At 59.8% G+C, this 18,340-nt stretch carries 13 protein-coding genes; 3 read left to right on the top strand and 10 right to left on the bottom strand.

The features are described 5' to 3' along the window. Positions 1–89: 89 nt before the first annotated feature. Complete coding sequence (locus CTT34_RS13995) at positions 90–926, bottom strand: ABC transporter permease (protein ID WP_159342971.1); 837 nt, start codon at positions 924–926, stop codon at positions 90–92. Further along, positions 926–2,128, bottom strand: coding sequence for a quaternary amine ABC transporter ATP-binding protein (locus CTT34_RS13990; protein WP_159342969.1), 1,203 nt, complete (start codon positions 2,126–2,128; stop codon positions 926–928). The genes CTT34_RS13995 and CTT34_RS13990 overlap by 1 nt, the downstream gene beginning before the upstream one ends. Positions 2,129–2,524: 396 nt before the next feature. Here CTT34_RS13990 and CTT34_RS13985 point away from each other — a divergent pair, with 396 nt between their 5' ends. Beyond that, positions 2,525–2,962: a hypothetical protein gene (locus CTT34_RS13985; RefSeq protein ID WP_159342968.1), complete on the top strand. Its 438-nt coding sequence runs from the start codon at positions 2,525–2,527 to the stop codon at positions 2,960–2,962. 229 nt (positions 2,963–3,191) lie between these two features. Further along, on the top strand, positions 3,192–3,404 hold the full coding sequence (locus tag CTT34_RS13980) for a hypothetical protein (RefSeq protein ID WP_159342967.1): 213 nt from the start codon (positions 3,192–3,194) through the stop codon (positions 3,402–3,404). A gap of 40 nt (positions 3,405–3,444) precedes the next feature. Here the strand turns inward: CTT34_RS13980 and CTT34_RS13975 are convergent, their stop codons facing one another. The 5 genes from CTT34_RS13975 to CTT34_RS13955 all read right to left on the bottom strand — a co-directional run bounded on the left by CTT34_RS13975 (position 3,445) and on the right by CTT34_RS13955 (position 9,469). Continuing rightward, positions 3,445–4,848, bottom strand: a complete 1,404-nt coding sequence (locus CTT34_RS13975; RefSeq protein WP_159342966.1) for a sigma-54-dependent transcriptional regulator — start codon at positions 4,846–4,848, stop codon at positions 3,445–3,447. Positions 4,849–4,859: 11 nt separating this feature from the next. Next, a complete protein-coding gene (locus CTT34_RS13970; RefSeq protein ID WP_159342965.1) occupies positions 4,860–6,305 on the bottom strand; it encodes a sensor histidine kinase in 1,446 nt (481 codons plus the stop codon). A gap of 25 nt (positions 6,306–6,330) precedes the next feature. Beyond that, positions 6,331–7,521, bottom strand: a complete 1,191-nt coding sequence (locus tag CTT34_RS13965; RefSeq protein WP_159343808.1) for a PQQ-dependent sugar dehydrogenase — start codon at positions 7,519–7,521, stop codon at positions 6,331–6,333. Positions 7,522–7,601: 80 nt separating this feature from the next. After that, positions 7,602–8,477, bottom strand: a complete 876-nt coding sequence (locus CTT34_RS13960; protein ID WP_159342964.1) for an AEC family transporter — start codon at positions 8,475–8,477, stop codon at positions 7,602–7,604. 68 nt (positions 8,478–8,545) lie between these two features. After that, positions 8,546–9,469, bottom strand: coding sequence for a LysR family transcriptional regulator (locus CTT34_RS13955; RefSeq protein ID WP_159342963.1), 924 nt, complete (start codon positions 9,467–9,469; stop codon positions 8,546–8,548). Between the two features lie 189 nt (positions 9,470–9,658). On the opposite strand from CTT34_RS13955, the gene CTT34_RS13950 reads away from it, so the two are divergent. Beyond that, on the top strand, positions 9,659–11,617 hold the full coding sequence (locus CTT34_RS13950) for a ligand-gated channel protein (RefSeq protein WP_159342962.1): 1,959 nt from the start codon (positions 9,659–9,661) through the stop codon (positions 11,615–11,617). A gap of 52 nt (positions 11,618–11,669) precedes the next feature. Here the strand turns inward: CTT34_RS13950 and CTT34_RS13945 are convergent, their stop codons facing one another. The 3 genes from CTT34_RS13945 to CTT34_RS13935 all read right to left on the bottom strand — a co-directional run bounded on the left by CTT34_RS13945 (position 11,670) and on the right by CTT34_RS13935 (position 18,278). Continuing rightward, complete coding sequence (locus tag CTT34_RS13945) at positions 11,670–14,828, bottom strand: efflux RND transporter permease subunit (protein ID WP_159342961.1); 3,159 nt, start codon at positions 14,826–14,828, stop codon at positions 11,670–11,672. Beyond that, positions 14,828–15,910, bottom strand: a complete 1,083-nt coding sequence (locus CTT34_RS13940) for an efflux RND transporter periplasmic adaptor subunit (protein WP_159342960.1) — start codon at positions 15,908–15,910, stop codon at positions 14,828–14,830. Before CTT34_RS13940 ends, CTT34_RS13945 begins: the two co-directional genes overlap by 1 nt. 238 nt (positions 15,911–16,148) lie before the next feature. Then, positions 16,149–18,278 (bottom strand): TonB-dependent receptor domain-containing protein, encoded by a 2,130-nt coding sequence (locus tag CTT34_RS13935; RefSeq protein WP_159342958.1) that lies wholly within the window; start codon positions 18,276–18,278, stop codon positions 16,149–16,151. Between the last annotated feature and the right edge of the window lie 62 nt (positions 18,279–18,340).

Genomic DNA, 18,340 nt, shown 5'->3' with positions numbered 1-18,340 from the left:
TTGTCTTAACCTAAGTGATCGGTTGACCCGTTCAGCATGGTCACTCATGACCGGTGGTTCAAGTGCCCGGGTCAACGCAGCGTCGAGCGCTATGATGAGCGGCGCGATTTGCGCAGCGATTGCGTCAGGCGGTCTAGCAGCATGGCCAGGATCACCACGGCGATCCCTGCTTCGAAGCCGTCGCCCGGGCGTAGACGCTGAATGGCGCGCCACACTTCGCTACCCAAGCCATCGGCACCGATCATGGCCGCAATCACCACCATCGACAGCGCCAGCATGATGGTCTGGTTGATGCCTGCCATCACCGTGGGCAGCGAAAGCGGTAGCTGTACTTTGAACAGTTTTTGGCCCCGCGTGGCACCATAGGCGTCGGCAGCTTCGATGAGCTCGGTCGGCACTTGACGAATGCCCAGCGTGGTAAAACGAATCGCAGGAGGCATGGAGAAGATGACCGTGGCGAAAATCGCCGAGACCGAGCCAATCCCGAAGAACGGAATGGCAGGAATCAGGTACACGAACGCGGGCATGGTCTGCATGAAGTCCAGCACGGGCATGATCAGTCGGTAGAGCCGCTCGGAAAGCGCCGCGGCAATCCCCACGGGCAAGGCAATGACCACCGCCACTAGCGTGGCAATCACCACCAGCGTCAGCGTCTCGATCATCGGGTTCCAAAGCCCTAGATTCCAGATCAACGCCAGCCCGGCAACTGCACCAATGGCCAAGCGAGTGCTGGCGAGTTTCCAGCACAGCAGCGCAATGATCGCCAGCAGTGCCCACTCGGGTAGCCACATCAGGCCATCGTTGAGGCTGTTGATCCCTGTTTGCGTCACGCGGGAAATGCCGCGCGTCACGACGGAGTATTCGCTGGTCAGCCACGTCAGGCCGCTTTCGATCCAGCTACCTAAAGGAATACGTGCGATCTCCATTACTGCTCTCCTGCTCGTGCCAGTTCATCCAGTACCGCGCCTTTCACCACAACGCCCAGCAGGCGCTGCTGCTCATCCACCACCGCAATCGGGTAGCTCTTTTCGCTAAACATGGCGAAGAGGTTTTGCAGCGGCTCGTCTGGCGGCACTTTGCGGAAGTCCTGAGTCAGGTGATGGGTAATGGTCTCGGCTTTTTCCTCGATGGCACGGCTAGCCGCATCGGCTTCGAGTAGCCCGAGCAGTTGGCGGTCACGGTCGGTCACGTAAATGGAATCGATACTGTGATCGCGCATACGGTGCAGCGCCGTTCGCGGGCCGTCGCTGTCCCGTGCCGTGGTGCGCACCGGGCGCATGGCGCTCTCGGCGGTCAAAATGCGCGAGCGGTCCACCCCTTCAATAAAGCGGCGGACGTAGTCATCGGCGGGCTTGGTGAGGATCTCTTCCGGCGTGCCGATTTGTACGACTTCACCATCTTTTAGCAGCACGATGCGGTCGCCGATATTGAGCGCTTCATCCAGGTCGTGGGTAATGAAGACGGTGGTTTTCTGCATTTTGGTTTGCAGCTGCAGAAGCTCTTGCTGCATATCTTTCCGGATCAGCGGGTCGAGGGCCGAGAAGGCCTCGTCCATCAGCAGAACGCTGGCATCGTTCGCCAAGGCGCGGGCAAGCCCGACGCGCTGCTGCATGCCGCCCGACAGCTGGTTTGGGTAGGCGTCCTCCCAGCCTTCCAAACCCACTTGCTTCAGCGCGTTATGAGCAATCGACTGGCGCTCCGATTTTTCGACGCCGCGAATTTCCAGGCCGAACTCGGCGTTCTGCTGAACCGTGCGGTGAGGAAAGAGCGCGAAGTTTTGAAACACCATCGAGAAGTGGCGACGGCGGCACTCTAGCAGGGCCTTTTCGCCCAGCGTTGGGATGTTTTCGCCATCAATGACGATCTCACCTTCGGTGGTGTCGATGAGGCGGTTCAAGCAGCGAATCAGGGTCGATTTACCCGAACCCGATAGGCCCATGATGACCAGTAGCTCGCCTTCGTAAACGTCGAAGGAGATATTGGAAAGGCCCAGGGTTTGGCCCGTTTTTTCGAGAATTTCAGGGCGCTTGAGGCCTTGGTCGCGTAGCTCGAGTGCTTTTTTGGGCTGCTTGCCAAATACCTTGCTCAAGCCGCGTACCTGAATTTTGACAGGGCGTGTCTCGTCCATCAGCGGTGCCTTTTGATTGAATGAGCAGCCTTGTGTCGTTACTCAATGCGCTTACCTGCGGCCTTTACGTGCTTCCTGCAAGCAGCGACACAAAACGGTTCATAAGTAGAAGTTAAGATTATATTTGATAAGTTATTACAAATTATTATACATAAGTGAGCGGGATGTGCCACAACGCTCCCGTCCATCCCGTCAATTTACGCCACATGTGCCATTTTGAACCCCCGTCTATGACCCTGTCATGACAGCGGATGGCATCCTGATTTTGTTTTTAAGGTATTGTTTTTAAAATTAAAAATTATTTTATGTGGATGTTGGCACGAAGTGTGAAAGTATCGTTTTAGAAATGCTTGGCAAGTGACGCAAGCACGTTAGTCGTCAATGGAGGCAACCCTTATGGACAAGCAAGTGAGCCAACCGCGTAAGCGTCCACGTGTACTGACGCTGTGTATGTTAGCGGCAACCGTCAGCACCCTGGCCTTGGCTGGCTGTGGTAATGGCGACGAGGAGATGCCCCCGGCACAGCAGCCCGACACGCTGGAGCAGGATGCCACCACCTCTACCGCTCCGGCTGCTGAGAACGAGCCTGCCATGGCAGACGAGCCGATGAACGAAGACCCCGGTCTGGGTGACGACCCGGCAGCAGCGCAAGAGCCGATGCCTGATGAGCAGGCGCCCATGCCGGAAGAAAATACATCGGCGGCGTCCGCAAACGATCCTGAAGAGAATCCTGGTTTCGGTGAAGGTACCGACCCCATGCCCGGTGCCGATGAAGCGGGTACCGATGACGCCCCTAGTGGCGATGAAGAGGAAGACATGACTAACGGCCAATAGTCGTCAACGCTCCCTACGATGGTAGGCCGACCCAGCTGTCTGTTCCCTGCGGCTGCTCCACGCGGTTTACCATCCTTTTCGCCCCCGCGCCCGCGGGGGCTTTTTTTTGCCTTCGGGCAGTGCATGCCGGGTGGCGCTCGGTTTTGCAAGATCGCGGACAGCCGCTAAGGTTAGGGGAGCAGTCGCTGCCTTGGCGGCTGTTTGCCCATGATCAAGGAAGGAGAACGACATGATGTCACGATTACACAACGCGCGTGGGTTGGCGTTACTGCTGAGCGCACTGCTCATGGCAGGCGTGCTGACGGGGTGCGGCGATTCAGAGGCACCGACCACCGATTCAGAAGCACCGGCAGACGAACCTCAAGAGCCCATGGATACCGGGCCCATGGCGAACGACGGCCAGGCAACACGGGAGTCGCCCGGCGAGGGCGTCACGGAGTAGGCGTTAAAAAGCCGGTCGTCGAACGGCGACCGGCATGGGATTACTCTTCGCTATCTTCTAACCGCCGGTAGAGCGTGCGGCGGGCAATCCCCAGCACTTCGGCCGTGCGCCGTTTATTCCCACCTGTGGCTTCCAACACCTTGCGAATATAGCGCTTCTCGACCTCTTCTAGGCTCGGCCAGCGGGCCGGTGCGGGTGCCGGGATCTGGGTGCCGGGCAGCACCTCACCGCTGAGCGTAGGCGTGGTGTCGGCACTGCTCTTTTGCTGGCTGGATTGTTCGCGCAGGCGTTCGGGCAGGTCCTGATGCTGCAGCACGCCCGCTTCGCTTAGTGTGACCGCGCGCATGATTGCATTCTCCAGTTCGCGTACGTTGCCTGGGTAGCTGTAGTTCAACAGGCTGTTGAGGGCCTCCGGCTCGATCTGCTCGATCTGTTTGTCCTGGGCTTCCGCGTGTTTGTCGATCAACGCAAAGACCAGGTGTTCGATATCCGTGCCGCGCTCGCGTAGCGGTGGAATGCGCAGTGAGAACGTTTCCAGGCGGTAAAACAGATCGCTTCGGAAGTTCTCCTGCTCGATCTCTTTTTCCAAGTGGCGGTGAGTGGCGGCAATGATGCGCACGTCCACCGGCTCCTCGCGCTCGCCCCCCACTGGGCGAACGGTTTTCTCTTGCAGGGCGCGCAGCAGCTTGGCCTGCAGATTGATCGGCATTTCGCCAATCTCATCGAGAAACAGGCTGCCGCCCTGGGCGCTGTGAAACAGGCCTTTACGGGCCTCGTTAGCGCCGGTAAAGGCGCCTTTCACGTGGCCAAAAAATTCGCTCTCCATCAGGTCGGCAGGAATGCTGGCGCAGTTCACGGGCACGAACGGAGCATCGTGGCGGCTGCTCTCCTGATGAATCGCTCGGGCCAGCAGCTCTTTCCCGGTACCGCTTTCACCCAAAATCAAAATAGGCGCATCGCTTTTCGCCAACCGCGACGCATCGTGAAACAGCGACTGCATGGCCGGGCTCTTGCCCACGATGCCGTGAAAATGGCTAAGTTCCGTATCATGGGAAAGGGACAAACGCTGGCGCTCCAGTACGCGAAAAACGGCCTCGCGGATAGCGTCTAAATCCAGAGGTTTGGTCAAAAAGTCGTCCGCCCCTAACTTGAGGGCCTCAACCGCTTGGTCAATGGTGCCAAATGCGGTAATCACGATGATGCCAAGCTCGCTGCCGCTCTGGCGGAGCTGTTGAAGTAACTGAATGCCGGTCATGCCCGGTAGCCGTACATCGGTAATCATCATGGCCACCGGCGTATGGCTCAGCAGAGCAATGGCCTCTTCTGCGCTGGGGACACCCAGTGTGTCGTAGCCCGCGTCGTTGAGCTCTTCCTCTAATAACTCACGGATAGCGGCGTCATCTTCCACCACCAATAACGGTAAAAGGTGTTCCTGATGGGTCACAAACGTCGTCCTCAAGCGGATGCGGTTTCACTAAGGGGCAGCGTAATTTCAAAGCCAGCGCCGCCAAGCGCGCTGTCAAATACGCCAATCGTCCCGCCGTGGTCGTTAATAATGCGGTGCACCATCGATAATCCCAAGCCGCTGCCTTGGCCCACCGGCTTGGTGGTGAAAAATGGATCGAACACTTGATGATGGTGCGAAGCTGGGATGCCAGGCCCGTCGTCTTCTACCCAAAGGGTCAGCTCTTCGCTGTGTGCCTGCGCGCGCACACGGATATGGCTGACCTGGGGAGCTTGGGCGGCGTTGCGTAATAAATTGGTCAGCACTTGAACGATTTGCTGACCATTGACCAATAAATGGGGGGTCGGAGTAGGAAGATCAATATCCAGATGGATATTTCGTGGTTCCAACTCCTCTTCGACCAGCTCACTGGCACTGATGATAAGCTGATCGAGCGCTTGGTGTCCTTTCTCCACGTTATGTTGTCGGCCAAGTTCCATCAGCTGACGGACGATCTCGACGATGCGTTCCACTTCGCCACGAATGCGGCCAAGCCGTGCCCGCTCATCGTTGCCAATCGTATGACGGCGAGCCAAGCGCTGAGCTTGGCCATTGATGACCGTCAAAGGGGCGCCGATCTCGTGGGCGACCCCAGCGGCGAGCACGCCCAGTTCGGCGAGCTTTTTGGACTTGCGTAGACGCTTTTCCAGCTCGATTTCGCGCCGCTGTCGCGCATCGATGTCGCGATCTTTTTCGGCCATGGCGTCCAGCATGCCGTTCAAGCCCGACGCAAGGCGGCGATACTCCGTGGGGCCATCTGCCGTGGCCCGCTGGCTGCGGTCGCCATCTTCGACGAGCAGCATGACGCGCAGCAGGCGGTTGAGCGGCCGCTCGATATAGTGGCGAAATCCCCACCAAATGCTGAACACGATGCCCGCTGCCCCAATCACGAAGACCAGTACGGCCACGATGCTAATAAACCCGGTGTAGTTCTCGATGCCGGTATTGAGGCGGTTCACCTGCAGCACGCCCTGCACGGTGCCATCTTGGGTGCGCAGGGGCGTCAGCGCGGAGTAGTAGGTCCAGCCCTCTTGCTGACGGTAGCTGCTGTGCATGTCGTCGGTGGCGATGACCTGTTGGATCTCTTCCGGCGTGAACAGATCTTTCCCCAGGCCCAGGCCGTATATTTCTCGGCCTTGGGGGTCGAATACGTAAGCGCCATAAATGCGGTGAAACGAAAACGCCGATTGCAGCGCTTCTTCCAACGGCGTGGCGCTGTCGCGGGCCACTGCGTAGCTCAGCGAGGTGCTGAGTGCGCGGGTGATGATCTCGACTTCGGTTTGCAGCTTGGAGCGCACGTTGTCTTCCAGCGATTTGATCGCCACTAGACTAAACACCACCAGAATCACGAACAGCGGTACGATGACCGTTAAAATGATGAGGTTACGTAGTCGCATCGTGCTTCCTGGTGGTGGCTCGAGATTAGCGCTCGGTCGGTGTCAGGCGGTAAAGGCTGCCTTGGCTGCCGTCGGTTAGCAAGTAAATCGCCTCATCGGGCCCTTGGCGCACGTCGCGGATGCGGCCAATCTCGCCATCCAGAATCAGCTCTTCGTCGGCCACTTGGCCCTCGTCGAGGGTGAGGCGCAGCAGCTTTTGGCTGCCAAGGCCACCCGCCAGCAGGCTTCCTTGCCAGGGCTCAAAGGCATCGCTGGTCACTTCGGCCAAGCCCGAAGGGGCAAAGCGCCCATCGAAGCGATAGACCGGGTCTTCCATGCCGGGTTTGGATTCCACGCCAATGGGTTCGTTGGTGGCGTAATCGTTGCCCAGGCTCACCTCCGGCCAGCCGTAGTTGTTGCCAGGCACGATCTGGTTCAACTCATCGCCGGTGCGCGGGCCGTGCTCGGTGGCCCAGGGCTCGCCATTGCTTAGCACGGTCATGCCCTGAATATTGCGGTTGCCTAGGGTGTAAATCTCATCCAGCGTATCGTCGTCATCCACGAAGGGGTTGTCATCTGGCACGTCGCCGGTCTCGGTGAGCCGCAGCGTAGAGCCTGCGTGGTCATCGCGGGCTTGGGCGCGGGAAGGGTCGACGCCGCGGTCGCCAATGCTCATGAGTAGCGTGCCATCTTTAAGCCACGCCAAGCGTGAACCGTAGTGCCGGCCGGGAGAGGAGGCGCGATCCTGCTCGAACAAATGCTCGACCTCGCCCAAAGCGTCATCTTGCCACTTGACGCGCGAGAGCGCCGAGCGGCTTTGACTGCCTTCTGGCTTGCTCCAGGTGAAGTAAATCCAATCGTGTTCGCCGTCGCCGAACTCAGGGTGCAGCGCCACATCCAGCAGGCCCCCCTGACCGTTTTGGCTGACTCGGGGCAGGCCACTCAACGCCTCGATGCGTCCCTCGGCGTCGACGAGGTTCAACCCCCCGCTGCGCTCGCTGACCAGATAGCGGCCATCGGGCAAGAACGCCACCGCCCAAGGGTTGTCGAGGCCGTCGGCCACGCGCTCGATGGTGAGGGCTAGATGCTCGGTGTCTAATGCTTGGTGAACGACGTCCGCATGAGCTGCGCTGGCGAGCAGAAGCCCCGTGACGCAAGGGGCCACCCAGCGAACGGCGCGATGGCAGAGCGAGCGGGGGTGTGGCGTTTGCGGTCGAACGGGCAGGGAGTGTCGCATTGGCATTGTATGTCCTCGAGTGGCGCAACGTCAGTAGTAGTCTAGCAGTGACTGCCAACGACGGGCGGGGGTTCCCGGCGCTACATCAGCAGCGCCAGCAAGGCCGGTAAATAGAACAGCGCCATCAAGGTCGAACAGAACACGAGGCTGGCCACATAGGCCGGTTCGCGCTGGGCACGTTGGGCGAATAAATAGTTGAAGACCGCCACCGGCATGCACATCTGTACCACCAGAATGTTCTGCGCCAGCGGTGGCAGACCTAGCCAGCCAGCGATGAGCCACGCAGCCGCCGCGGCCAGCGGAATACGGATGAGAGTAAAGCCAACCCCAGAGCGCAGGCTTTTCACCTGAATGCTAGCCAGCGATACGCCGAGGGTGATGAGCATGAGCGGTACGGTGAAGCCCGACATGAGATCGACCGTGTTGGCCATCCATAGGGGCAGCGGGGTATCGGTCAGCAGCAGCGCCATGGAGAGGGCGATGGCGTACACCGTCGGGGTTTTGAGCAGAGTTTTAACCGGGTTGCCCTGGCTACTGAGCACCGCCCCCAAGGTGAACTGAAACAACGAAACCGTCACCATCACCGTAATGCCGTAAGCAAAGCCCGCGCTGCCAAAGGCGTACAGCACCACCGGCAGCCCCATATTGCCCGTGTTGGGGTACATCATCGGCGCGATGAGCACTCGCCAATCTCGGCGCAGCACCTTGGCAACGGCAAAACTAGCGGCCCCCATGCCGACGATCACCAGGGCGGCAGCCAGCATGACTTGACCGAACGTGCTGGCATCGATCGTTGCCCCAGACAGCGACGCCAGCACCAGCGCGGGCGTACCAATATTGAAAACGAGGCGTGTCACAAAATCGACGGGGTAGGGTTGGCCGAGGCGAACCCATAGAAAGCCTAGCCCGGCACCGGCCAATACAGGGGCCATGACGGCGAAGAGTTCAGCGAGCATTAACGTTCCTTGACGATCATCGGCCGCCTATTGTGGGTAATTAGGCGGCTAACTGGCAAGGTGAATCGCTAGTGCGTGTGCACGGCGCCAGTGCGGGTTTGCCATGCGGTGGGCACCTGATCACGCAGAAAGTCCAGCAGCGCGTTGACCCGGCGGGAGTGGTGCCCGTAGGCATATAGCAGCGTCACGGGTAGGGGAGCAGGTTCCCAGCCGGGCAGGCAGTTGACCAGATCTCCAGGGTGGTGGCGCTCGCGTTTTTCGACCACCCAGTGGGGCAGCAGGCCGATCCCTTGGCCATAGGCGATGGCATCGATGTGCAGCGCTGTAAGATCCACCCGGAGCCGCGAGCGGGGTGCGTTGAACAGGTAGTCGGCGTGTTCGGCGTGGTGCAGCAGTAGGCCGCTGGATGCAGTATCCAACAAGTCGATCCAGGCATGCGCATCCAGCTCTTGAGGGTGCTGCGGCGTTCCTGCGTGGGCTAAATAGTGCGGGTTGGCGTAGAGGCCTCGGGTGAGGTGGCCCAAACGCTCCTGATTCAGCCCGCACTCATGGGTGGCGCCTAGCCAAATGTGCACGCTGTTGCTGTGCATCTTGGTGGGCGGCGTCTCCCGGGTATGCAGGGTTAGCTCGACCTTGGGGTAGCGGGTCAAGAACGCATCCATGACGCCTGCCATCCAGCCTCGTGCCAGCGCGCCGTGTACTTCGAGCGTGACTTTACCGCTGATCTCCTCGCGCAGCTCCGCCAGCGCCTCTTGGCTGTGGGCGGCCATGGCCAGCAGCTCGGTGCAGTACTGATGAAACAGCAGGCCCGCTTCGGTGGGAATCAAACGGTTCGCCTGACGACGCAGCAGCGGTTGGTTTAGCCGGGCTTCTAGCTGGCTGATTCGGCGACTCAACGTCGATTTTGCCAGCCCGAGCTTCTGTGCGCTGCGTGTCAGGCTGCCGGTGGTCATCACATCGGCAAAAGCGGCGAGTTCATCAAAATCGTACATAGTCGGGACCACTGGCGAAACGGAGTCAGGCTATTGTGCCATCGAATTTGCTGAATGAAAATAATTGCCATTTGTGTTCCGCTTGGTTGAACGCACCGTCCCGCCCCTTTGTGCAAAGAGTATGCAAAAATATAAATGCTAATAATTCGTATTTGTAAGCAAGTGCTCTTTATATCAAAGGAACCCGCTATGTCTTCTCGATTGCGCCGTACGCTGCTGGCCAGCGCTATTTCATCTCTCGCCTGCGGGGCAGCCGTGGCTCAAGAAACGCCCCAACTTAACGATATCGTGGTGACGGCCTCCGGCTTCGAGCAGCAGATCAGTAGCGCCCCCGCCTCGATCAGCGTGATCTCCCGTGAAGAGCTGGAGCGTGGTCACTACCAAAACGTCACCGATGCGCTGCGCGACGTACCAGGCGTGGTCGTCACGGGCGGCGGGCGTGGCGATAACGGCAACGATATTTCCATTCGCGGCATGCCGTCACAATACACGCTGATTCTGGTCGATGGACGCCCGCAAAGCTCACGAGAGTCGCGTCCCAATGGGGATGCGGGCTTTGAACAGGATTGGCTGCCGCCGCTGCAAGCCATCGAGCGTATCGAGGTGGTGCGCGGGCCGATGTCGACCCTGTACGGCTCCGATGCCATCGGCGGGGTGATCAACGTGATTACCCGCAAAGTGGCGGATAGCTGGCACGGCAATATCCAGCTCGATACGGTGCTGCAGGAAGATAGCGCCTCCGGCGACAGCCGCCAAGCGAACTTCTACCTCAGCGGGCCGCTGGTGGGCGAGCGCTTGGGGCTACAGCTCTATGGCCGCACCTCCGAGCGCGACGAAGACGACATCGAGTACGGCTACGAAGAAAAAAGCCTGCAAAGCCTGACCGCACGGCTAAGCCTGGCCGCTAGCGACAATCACGACTTTACCGCCGAAGCGGGCATTACCGAGCAAGACCGCCGCTCGCTAGTGGGCCGATCCGGGCCGGTGGACGGCTGCCGCGGCGGCTGCACCGACAGCATCGGCGAGTACACCAACACCCACGTGGCGGTGACCCACAGCGGACGCTTCGATTGGGGCACCAGCGAAACCTTCGTGCAGCGCGAGCGCAGCGAAAACCAGTCTCGGAATATCGAGATTACCAACATCACCGCGAAAACCAGCGCCCTGATTCCCTTGGGCATGCACATGGTGACCGTTGGGGCGAGCTGGGAAGAGGAGTCGCTGGACGATAGCTCGACCAACCAAATCTCCGACCGGCAGACAATTGAAAACAGCCAGTGGGCGCTGTTCGTGGAAGACGAGTGGATGCTGACCGACGCCAGGGCACTGACCGGCGGGCTGCGCTTGGACGATGACGACAACTACGGCAGCCATCTGAGCCCGCGCCTTTACAGCGTTTGGAACATGACGCCGGAGTGGACGCTGAAAGGCGGTGTCTCCACCGGCTACCGCTCGCCCAACCTACGGGAAATCACCCCGGACTGGGGGCAGGTCAGCCGTGGCGGTAATATTTACGGTAACCCGGATCTCGAGCCGGAAACCTCGCTCAACAAAGAGATCGCGCTGCTGTACGGTAACGACGCAGGCCTGAACGGCAGCCTCACGCTGTTCCACAACGACTTCGAAGACAAAATCACTCGCATCGCCTGCCCGACCGATATTTGCCGCGATGGAGCGAATGATTTCGGCAGTGACCCCACGTACCGGGTCAATATCGACGATGCAGTGACCCAAGGGGTCGAGGCCAGCCTAGGCGCACCGCTAACCGACACGCTAGCGCTAACCGCCAGCTACACCTTCACCGATTCCGAACAGAAAAGCGGCGAGTACGCTGGCGAGCCGCTGACCCAGCTGCCCCGCCACCAGGTGTCGGCCACGCTGGATTGGGACGTAAACGCACGGCTTAGCCAGTGGACTAAAGTGACCTACCGGGGTGAAGAGAGCCAGCCCACCACCGGGCCCTCGCAAAGCGCCATCGTCGCGCCGTCTTACACCTTCGTGGATGCCGGTATCGGCTATCAGCTCAACGATAGCACCACGGTGAATGCCGGAATCTACAACCTGTTCGACGAGCGCATCACCTACGACGAGTATGGCTACGTGGATGACGGCCGCCGGGTGTGGCTGGGCCTGAACGTCGCTTTCTAAATATCTTGTCAGTAGGCAACGGACGCGGCCACCGATGGGTGGCCGCGTTTTTTTATGCCTGCGAGCGGGCTGAACGGCGCTCGGTGATCTTGAGCACGCTGATCATCAGCGCGGGCAGGAAGGTTACCGTGACCACCGCCGCACCCAGCAGGCCAAACAGCACAATCGCCCCCACGCCGCGATACAGCTCGGTGCCTTCGCCGGGTAAAAAGACCAGCGGCGACAGCCCGCACAGGGTGGTCAGCGTGGTGATGGCGATGGGGCGCAGGCGGGTTTGTACCGCCTGTGATACGGCCTCCTGAACGCTGAGCGTTTTGTCATGCAGCCGCCGTCTGGCCTGGTCGACTACCAGAATGGGGTTATTCACCACCGTACCCATCAGGATTAAAAAGCCCAGCATGGTAATCATATCGAAGGGCTGGCTGAGCGGTGCCACGCCGATTAACGGCAGCAGGCTACCCACGCCATTCATGGCGGCCAGCCCCATAATGCCGCCTACCACGCCTAGCGGTATCGAGGTTAAAATCAGCAGCGGATAGCCCCAATGGGAGAAGATCGCCACCAGCAGCAGGTAAACGATCACGATAGCGATCAGGAAGTTGCCGGTAAGCGCCTCACGGGTGGCGTTTAGCTGGTCGCTGGCGCCGGAAATCGAAACATCCACCGTCGAGGGCAACACGCCTTCCTGGCGCAGCCGCTCCAGCATCGCCTCGGCCTGCTCGACGCCTGCCTCTAATGCAATGCTGGCAGGGGGAATCACGTTCAGCGTTACCGTGCGGTTGCCGTTTACCCGGCGAATCACGCTGGTATCCATGGTTTCATCGATACGCGCCACCGCCGATAGCGGCAGCGTATAGCCATCGGGAGTATGCAGTGGCAGGTTTGGCAGTTGGTCTAACGGCAGCGACGCCTGCGGGCCATAGAGGTAAATATCGATCTTCTCATCGTCTAAAAAGAAGTCATCTACATACGCCCCTTCCCCCAGAGCAGAGACCGAAAACCCCACCGCCTCGGCGGAAATTCCCAGCTCCGCGACCCTGGCCCAGTCGGGGCGAATTTGAATCAAGGGCTGGTCGAGCGACAGCGACGAAGGCTGGCTTTGAATACGCGGATTGCCAAACTGCGTTTGGGCTTCCCGGTAGAGCGTATTGGCCGCGCCGTACACCGTGGCTAAGTCCGGGCCCGCCACATCCAGGTTGATGCTGCGCGTGCCGCCATCGTTGCTGGAAATAATCGAGCCTTTCGAGGCAAAGGCGCGCATGCCGGGGAAGCGCTCGTAGTAGTTCGTGAGTGCCTCCATCAATGCTTCGATATGCGAAGAGTCGACCGCTTCGGCAACAATGAAAAGCTGCGTGGGGGCCACACGCATGTTCATGTAAGCCAGCGGCGGCACCTCGGTATCGCCCGCTAAAAAGGCATCCGGCTCCGCCTGCACATGGGGTAGAAAGTACGCTTCGACCTGCTCGGCAATGCTGGCCATCTCCTGCAGGCTGTAGCCAGGGGGAGGGCTCATGCGTGCAAAGGTTTTGGGCTCCTCGCCTTCGGGCAAGTACTCGGCGGGCGGTGTCAGGGCCAGGATCGTCCAGCCGCTGATCAGCAGCGTCAGCACTAGGATCACCCCACGGCGTAGCGGCGTCGCAATCAGCCGCTCCAACAGCGCGCCCAGTCGAGAAGGGCGCTCGTCGCCGGGCGCTTGAGCATCGTCGGGTTTAGACGCGTGATGCATCGAAAAGCTAAACCGCGAGCAGAGCGAGGGCACCAGCGTGACGGCCACCAGCATGGAGGCAAATATCGCCGCCGACACCGCAATGGCTACGTCGGAGTAGAGCTGCCCGGCCTCCTCTTCGATGAAGAGAATCGGTAAGAACACCAGAATGGTGGTGGCGGTGGAGGCGAGCGTGGCGGGCCACACCTCCTGCACGCCGCGCAGTGCTGATTCGATGCGGTCCAGCCCCTGGCGGCGGTAGCGCTCGATGTTCTCCAACACCACGATGCTGTTATCCACGCTCATGCCGATGGCAAAGGCAATGCCCGCCATGGAGATGACGTTGATGGTTCGGCCTGTCAGCATCAGCCCCAAAAAGGCGGCAATGGTACAGAATGGAATGCCGATGACGCCGATAAACGTGGCGCGGGCCGAGCGCAAAAACAGGTACATCACCAGGGTCGCGAAGGCGGCCCCCAGCAGCAGGTTGCTCCACACGTTTCTCACGGAGGCTTCTACGTAGCGCACGTCATCGGCCGTCAGCACAATCTCCATACCTGCTGGGCGCAGAATAGTCTCGTTGATCGCCGCCAGTTCATCCTGCACCGCGTATTTGATGTCGATGACATTGGCGCCGCTCTCCCGGCGCAGGTCCATGCCAATCCCGGCTTCGCCGTTGTAGAACGACAGCTGGTTTAGCCGCGACTGCCCTTGGCGCACGTCTGCTACATCGGCCAGCCGCACGATGCTATCGCCCACGCGGGCCACCACTAGCTCTGCCAGAGCCTCGGCGCTATCAAACCGGCCCAGCGTGCGCACCAAGTAACGCCGCTTGCCCGCGTCCAGCTCGCCGCCGGAGATATCCCGGTTGCGCTGGGTAATCGCTTCGCGCAGCTCCAGCAGCGAGATGCCGCGCTGGGCCAGGGCGGCGGGGTCGACCAAAATTTGCAGCTGGCGCTGGGCGCCGCCGTTTACGCCGACTTCCGAGACCCCTTCAATGCCTTCCAAGCGCGGGCGCACGCGGTCTTCGATGAAGTCGCTCATCAGCTGGATATCCAGCGCGTTGGGGTTGCCGGGCAGGGTGCCAACGTGAAAACGCAAAAACGCATCGGTGGAGAACGCGGCCGACACCACCCGAGGCTGGTCGACGTTATTGGGGTAGGAGGAGACCTGGCTTAAGGCGTTGTTCACCTGGATCAGCGCGGCGGTCATGTCCACGCTAAACGGAAACTCCAGCTCGATCTCGGCGCTGCCGCTTTCCGCTACCGCCGTCATGCGGGTGAGGTTAGGCACATTGCGCAGGTACTGCTCCTGCTCCACCAGAATCTCTTTTTCGATATCCTGGGGCGTCGCGCCCGCCCAGCGCGTTTCCACGGTAATGGTGCGCGCTTCGATATCCGGAATCATCTGTACCGGAATGCGTAGCGTCGCGGCGATGCCCAACAGCAGAAAAATCAGCGCAATCACGGTCACCAGCGTTTGCTGGCGCAGCAGGGCAGCAAACATTATTCGCCACCCTCCGAGACGGCTTCAACGCTGACGCCTTCCACCAAGGATTCATTGCCACGAATCACCACCTGCTCGCTGCCTGATAGCCCGCTGGTAATTTCCACCCGCTCAGCGAAGTTGATGCCGACCTCGACCCTTTGTTCGCGCACCTGGTACATGCCGCTGTCGTCAGGCGTGGCGACCCACACCGTGACTCGGCCATCTGGGTAACGGCTAAGCGCATCCCGGGAGACGGTGATGCCATCGCGCCCGGTGGCGGCTTTCACCACGGCGTCGACCGCATTGCCAGGGTAGAGCGGCAGCGCTTCGGGCACTTCGGCACGCAGCAAAAACGTCCGCGCGCTAGAGGCGCTGACCGGCACTAAGGTCGCGATGCGGGCTTCAGCGCGCTGCTCGCCTGCCGTGAGGATAAGTGTGGCGTTCTCCTCCAAGGCGGTATAGAACGCTTCGGGCACCTGAAAATCGGCACGCAGGGTGTTGAGGTTGACCAAACGGGCGACGCTGTCTCCCGGTGTGACCCACTCGCCCAGGTTGACGCTTCGCTCGCTGACCACACCGCTGAACGGCGCGGTAATCGTGTGGCGCTCCAACAGCGCGCTGAGCCGTGACTGTTCGGCATTCAGGCGGGAAAGCGCTGCGTTGGCGACGCTTACCGCACTGCGCCGGGCGCTCACTTCCGTAGCGGCAATGTTGCGCCCAGCCCCCACCGATTCCGCCTCCCGCAGCAGCCGCTGCGCTTCGCTAAGCGCGGCCCGGGCTTCCTCTTCTGCCGCTTGCGCCCCGGCTAGCTCGAAGCGCGCCAAATCATCATCCAGCGCCACCAGCGTGTCGCCTGCTTCGACTCGGTCGCCCGGGTTCACGTTAATCGCCGCGACCAGCCCGGCCACCGACGAGGAGAGCAGCGCATCCTCCAGGGAGTTCACCGTGCCGACCAGGTTAAGCTCTTGATAAATAGGCTCACGGTTGACGCTGGCCAGCTCGACTCGTGGGGCAGATTGGGCCAGCGCGGTGCCAGCAACGAGTAAGAGAGGAAGTAGCAGCAAAAGCGAAAATGGGCGGGCAAGTAAAGGCACCGTCATAACAGGTCGCATCCTAACTAAAGTGAAGGTCGGTCAAGGCGTAGACGAGCACGTAATATATCGGGCCCATACTACCCAAGCGCATGCGTTGACATATATTAAAACCATGAATCGTGACCATAGAGGGAAGCTACTGCGGGACGATCCAACCAAAAGCACGCTATAAAAAAGCCCCGGCGCGTAGCCGGGGCAGCAAGTCAGCATTGAAACAGCAAGCAGAAACTACATGGGCGTCTGTTTAGAACTCATAGCGAGCAGAGAGCCACAGGCGGCGACCCTCTTCGCTGTTGGCGTAAACGTTGCCGAAGCTGGTGCCATCGCCGTAGGCGCGGTAGTCGACAAAGTCTTTGTCAAATAGGTTGTAGAGGGTGGCGCTGACGTTAAATTGGTCGGTAAACGCGTAACTGCCGCCAAGGTGAAACAGCGAGTAGGCTTTGAAATCCCCCAGGTCAGCGAAGGAGGGCGCGCCCCTAACACGTTCACGGTTGCGATAGCGCTCGCTGCGGTACTCGGCAGAGAGCCAAGTATCTAGCTTCGGTGTCGCCTGCCAACGCAGCGTGGCATTCAGTGCGTGTTCGGGCGTATCGGTCAGCGGTTCGCCACGATTATTGCCGCTTTTCTGCTCGCTATCGGTGTAGGTGTAATTAGCGGATAAGCGCCAATCGGGGGTGAATTGATAGCTGGTGGAGAGCTCAACCCCCTGAGTCACCGCTTCATCGATATTCACGTCCTGGCTATACACGCCATCCGGAATAAGCGGGTCGTTTTCAATCAGGATATCGTTGCCGCTGGCAATTTTATCGTCGAACTGGTTGTAGAACAGCGTCGCGCTGGCGGTAAAGCCTGTTTGGCTATCGTAGTGCGCGCCGATTTCGCTGCTGGTGCTGGTTTCCGGCTCAAGGTCCGGGTTGCCGATCGTCAGGATCGTGCCCTGGCCGGTCACCCCGTTAATACCCGAGTGAAGGTCATTCAGGGTCGGGGTTTTGTAGCCACGGCTAACACCGCCTTTTAGCGTCCAGTTCGGTGTGGTGTTCCATACTAAATAGCTACGGGGGCTGAACTGGCTGCCAAACGCATCGTGATGGTCGTAGCGGCCGCCCAGAGTCAGCGCAAGATCATCCCGCAGCATCCATTCGTCTTCTGCAAAGAGCGACCAAGTGGTTTGCTCGAAAGTCTCATTGGCCAAGCCGTCATCCAACTCCGCATCCCACCACTGGAGGCCAACGGTGGTCATGTGGTTACCCAACGGCATAATAAACTTGCTATCCAGTACCGTATTGGTGGTTTCCAGCTTACGCGGGGCACCGCCAATAATGCTGGGGAAGCCCTCGTAAGCAACACCCTCATCACCCGGAATCGTACGGCCAGTGGTTTCCGTGGTGTTACGCATTAGGCTCGATTCCAGCGTGCCTGTGGCAAAGCGCCCAGTATGGCCGATAGCCACTTGCTCCCGCTCAAAGCGTAGCTCGTCGGCATAGCCGTTTGCCACGCCAGGGTTGGGCGCACAGCTGCGGGTGCGGCCATCCAGCGTGCCGAGTTGGCACTCGTCGTTGTTGTAGCGCTGGCGGTTCACCTCCCCATCCAGCCAAAGGTCGTGGCTGTCGTTAGGTGTCCAGGTCAGTTTACCGCCCAGGTTGTATACATCGCCCTCTACCGGGCTAGGGCCGCGCTGGCTCACCTCAACCGGGTTGCCGTTAGCGTCGGTGTAGACAAGCGCTGATGCGTCACGCTCATACAAACGCCCGCGCAGTTGAACGCCCAGCGTGTCCTCTACCAGGGGGCCGCTGGTATAGAGGTTGATCTCGCGGCGGTCGCCGAAGTCACGATCTTCATTAAAGGTATTCTCGACACCGACCGAGCCAACCCACTCGCGATCTACTCGGCGGGTAATAATGTTGATTACGCCGCCCATGGCATCTGAACCGTATAGGGTGGACATCGGCCCGCGAATCACCTCGATGCGTTCAATGCTGGAAACGGGAGGAAAGAAGCTGGTCGAGGTTTCACCAAAACCGTTAGGCGTGACGCTTCCAGCCGCATTTTGGCGGCGGCCATCAATCAGGATCAGCGTGTAGTCGCTAGGCATGCCACGGATACTAATGTTACTGCCGCCGGTTTTGCCCACCGAACCGCCGACATCTACCCCTTCTACGTTACGCAGGGCATCGGCCACACTGGTAATGCGTTCGCGCTGAAGCTCTTCTCTGGAAATAACCGAGATACTCGCCGGAGCATCCACCATTGCCTGCTCAAACCCGCTGGCAGAGACAACGATGTTATCCAGTTGCGCTGATTCTTGCGCATTAGCCACCACAGTAACGCTCAGCGCGATGGCACTGGCGAGGGCGGTGCGAGTAAAGCGTGGCATGGCGATCCCCTGATATGAGTCTTGTTTGCTAATGAAACTAATTATCAAATGAGCTGCGGATT

Source organism: Halomonas meridiana (assembly GCF_009846525.1).
GTDB lineage: Bacteria > Pseudomonadota > Gammaproteobacteria > Pseudomonadales > Halomonadaceae > Vreelandella.
This window is presented reverse-complemented; position numbering and strand designations above follow the sequence as displayed.